General features: G+C 67.9%; 4 protein-coding genes. 3 read left to right on the top strand and 1 reads right to left on the bottom strand.

The window, feature by feature from the left end:
- On the bottom strand, positions 1-694 hold a 694-nt coding region (locus ACFV4K_RS35025), incomplete at its 3' end, for an IclR family transcriptional regulator (RefSeq protein ID WP_379280591.1).
- Between the two features lie 135 nt (positions 695-829).
- Here ACFV4K_RS35025 and leuC point away from each other — a divergent pair.
- The 3 genes from leuC to ACFV4K_RS35010 all read left to right on the top strand — a co-directional run.
- A complete protein-coding gene (gene leuC, locus ACFV4K_RS35020) occupies positions 830-2254 on the top strand; it encodes a 3-isopropylmalate dehydratase large subunit (protein WP_379280590.1) in 1425 nt (474 codons plus the stop codon).
- 57 nt (positions 2255-2311) lie between these two features.
- A complete protein-coding gene (gene leuD / locus ACFV4K_RS35015) occupies positions 2312-2920 on the top strand; it encodes a 3-isopropylmalate dehydratase small subunit (protein ID WP_357097576.1) in 609 nt (202 codons plus the stop codon).
- A 157-nt stretch (positions 2921-3077) separates the two neighbouring features.
- Positions 3078-3694: HU family DNA-binding protein (locus tag ACFV4K_RS35010; RefSeq protein ID WP_379280589.1), on the top strand; the 617-nt coding region annotated here is incomplete at its 3' end.

Below are 3694 nucleotides of genomic sequence, written 5' to 3'. Positions count from 1 at the left end.
GCTTGTGGAGGGCGTCGGCGGCGGCCACCAGGTCCGCGGCCCAGCGCGCGCCCGGGCGGCGGCCCATGCGGTCGATGGGTCCGGAGACCGAGACGGCCGCGATCACGCCGCCCGCCGCGTCGCGCACCGGCGCGGAGACGCTGGCCACCCCGGCCGCGCGCTCGGCCGCGCTCTGCGCCCAGCCGCGGCGGCGGACCTCGGCCAGCGCCCGCTCGCCGAACACGGCCTCGGGCAGGATGCTGCGCTGCGATTCGGGATCGGCCCAGGCCAGCAGGACTTTCGCGGCCGAGCCCGCGGTGAGCGGTAGCCGGGCCCCGATGGGCACGGTGTCGCGCAGGCCCGCGGCCGGTTCCATGGCGGCCACGCAGACGCGGGCATTGCCGTCGCGGCGGTAGAGCTGCACGCTCTCGCCGGTGATCTCGCGCAGGCGCGGCAGGATGGAGGAGGCGGCGTCCAGGAGCGGGTCGCTGGCGGTTGTCGCCAGTTCCGACAGGGCCGGACCGGGCCGCCACAGGCCCTGGCTGTCGCGGGCCAGCATGCGATGCGTCTCCAGGCCCACGGCCAGGCGATGCGCGGTGGCGCGGGGCAGGCCGGTGCGGGCGCACAGCTCGTTGAGGCCGCAGGGTTGCTCGGCTACGGCGTGCAGGACGGCCATGGCTTTGTCCAGAACCCCGATACCGCTATTCTGTCTCATAGAACGATATTAGCGTCTCGCATGTTGGGAAATGCAAATTGACTGCGCGGCAAACCGGCCGCTCCCCGGCTTCGGACGCGAGCCACCGTGTCACCAGCCCGGGCACGGGAATGTCTATCGAGAGGTGATGGAGCTATGGCCGACCGGCCACGCACTCTGGCGGAGAAGGTCTGGGACGAGCATGTCGTCGTGCGCGGCGAAGGCGAGGGCGAGCACCGCCAGCCCGATCTCATCTACATCGACCTGCACCTGGTGCACGAGGTCACCAGCCCGCAGGCGTTCGACGGCCTGCGCGCCGCGGGCCGCCCGGTCCGGCGCCCGGATCTCACCATCGCCACCGAGGACCACAACGTCCCGACCGCCGACATCGACAAGCCGATCGCGGACCCGGTCTCGCGCCTGCAGGTCGAGACGCTGCGCAAGAACTGCCAGGAATTCGGTGTCCGCCTGCACCCCATGGGCGATGTCGAGCAGGGCATCGTGCACGTGGTGGGCCCGCAGCTGGGCCTGACCCAGCCGGGAACCACGGTGGTGTGCGGTGATTCGCACACCTCCACCCACGGTGCGTTCGGCGCGCTGGCGATGGGTATCGGCACCTCGGAAGTGGAACACGTGCTGGCGACGCAGACGCTGTCGCTGCGCCCGTTCAAGACCATGGCCATCAATATCGACGGTCAGCTGCCCGATGGCGTCACCTCCAAGGACGTCATCCTGGCGGTCATCGCGCAGATCGGCACCGGCGGCGGGCAGGGCTATGTGCTGGAGTATCGCGGCGAGGCCGTGCGCTCCATGTCCATGGAGGCCCGGATGACCATGTGCAACATGTCGATCGAGGCCGGCGCCCGGGCGGGCATGGTGGCCCCCGACGAGGTCACCTACGAGTACCTGAAGGGCCGTCCGCACGCGCCGCAGGGCGCGGACTGGGACGCCGCCGTGGCGGCCTGGGACGCCCTGAGGACCGACGAGGGCGCGGTTTTCGACGCCGAGGTGCACCTGGACGGGTCCGCCCTGACCCCGTTCGTCACCTGGGGCACCAACCCGGGACAGGGTGCGCCGCTGGGCGACTCGGTGCCGGATCCGGAGCAGATCGTCGACGAGAACGAGCGCGCCGCCGCCGAGAAGGCGCTGGAATACATGGACCTGACCCCGGGTACCCCGCTGCGGGACGTCGCCGTGGACACGGTTTTCGTGGGTTCGTGCACCAACGGCCGGATCGAGGATCTGCGCGCGGTGGCCGACATCCTGAAGGGCCGCAAGGTCGCGGGCGGGGTGCGGATGCTGATCGTGCCGGGCTCGATGCGGGTGCGGTTGCAGGCGGAAAAGGAGGGTCTGGGCGAGATTTTCACCGCCGCGGGCGCGGAATGGCGTCAGCCGGGCTGCTCGATGTGCCTGGGCATGAACCCGGATCAGCTTTCCCCCGGTCAGCGCTGTGCCGCCACCTCGAACCGCAACTTCGAAGGGCGACAGGGCAAGGGCGGCCGTACGCACCTGGTCTCGCCGCTGGTCGCGGCGGCCACCGCGGTGCGCGGAACCCTGTCCTCACCTGCGGATCTGAACTGATCGCCCGCCGGTAGCGGCCCAGATTCCGCTGCCCCCACTGACTCAGGAGAAACAACGATGGAAGCCTTCAAGGTCCACAAGGGGATCGGTGTTCCGTTGCGCCGATCCAATGTCGACACCGACCAGATCATCCCGGCCGTCTATCTGAAGCGCGTAACCCGAACGGGTTTCGAGGACGGTCTGTTCGCGGCATGGCGGACGGATCCGAACTTCATTCTGAACACCGAGCCTTACAACCGGGGTAGTGTTCTGGTCGCCGGTCCGGATTTCGGGACCGGATCCTCACGTGAGCACGCGGTTTGGGCCCTCAAGGACTACGGCTTCCGGGTCGTGATCTCGTCTCGCTTCGCCGACATCTTCCGCGGGAACGCGGGCAAGGACGGGCTTCTGACGGCCCGGATGGCCCAGAGCGATGTGGAATTGCTCTGGAAGTTGCTCGAGGAACAGCCGGGTTTGGAATTGGCGGTGGACCTCGAGGCGCGCACCGTGTCGGCCGGAACCGTCGTGTTGCCGTTCGATATTGACGACTACACGCGGTGGCGCCTGCTGGAAGGCCTGGACGACATCGGTCTCACTCTCCGGCACAGCGACGAGATCAGCCAGTTCGAAAACGCAAGGCCGACTTGGAAACCCGCAACCATTCCGGCCCGTATTTCGCAGACGTAATCATTGATGGGCGTTAGCTGGACGCCCTCAAACCCGGTAGCTGAGCGTGTGCCATGCGTCATGTATTTCCGCGTGGCACATAGACTCTTGCCCCGAAAGGGTTTACCGTGGTACCTAGTCGGTCCGACGACGGGCCAATTAGTCTGCGGAGGATTCAATGAACAAGGCGGAACTGATCGATGTTCTGACCGAGAAGTTGGGTACTGACAGGCGCACCGCTACTGCAGCTGTCGAGCAGATGGTCGACACGATCGTGCGTGCTGTGAACAAAGGTCAGAGCGTCACCATCACGGGATTCGGCGTCTTCGAGCAGCGGAAGCGCGCGGCGCGTGTCGCTCGCAACCCGCGCACCGGCGAAACCGTCAAGGTGAAGCCGACTTCGGTCCCGGCCTTCCGTCCCGGTGCGCAGTTCAAGGCGATCATCGCGGGCAAGCAGAAGATCGCCTCGAGCGGCCCGGCCGTGAAGCGCGGTGTGGCTGCCCCGGTTTCGGGCAAGGCCGGTGCGAAGAAGGTCGCCGCCAAGAAGACGGTGAAGAAGGCCGCCACCAAGGCTCCGGCCAAGACCACCGCCAAGAAGGCGGCGTCGAAGGCTCCCGCCAAGAAGGCCGCCGTCAAGAAGGCGGTCGCCAAGAAGGCCGCCGTCAAGAAGGCGGTCGCCAAGAAGGCTCCGGCCAAGGCCGCCGTGGTCAAGAAGGCCGCCGCTGCCAAGAAGGTCACCGCCTCGAAGGCCACCACGGCCAAGAAGGCTGCCAAGAAGGCTCCCGCCAAGAAGGC

Origin of the sequence: Nocardia sp. NPDC059764, from assembly GCF_042732555.1 — a bacterium.
Taxonomy (GTDB): Bacteria; Actinomycetota; Actinomycetes; order Mycobacteriales; family Mycobacteriaceae; genus Nocardia.
The sequence above is the reverse complement of the archived record's forward strand: the minus strand, read 5'-3'. Positions and strand labels throughout refer to the sequence as shown.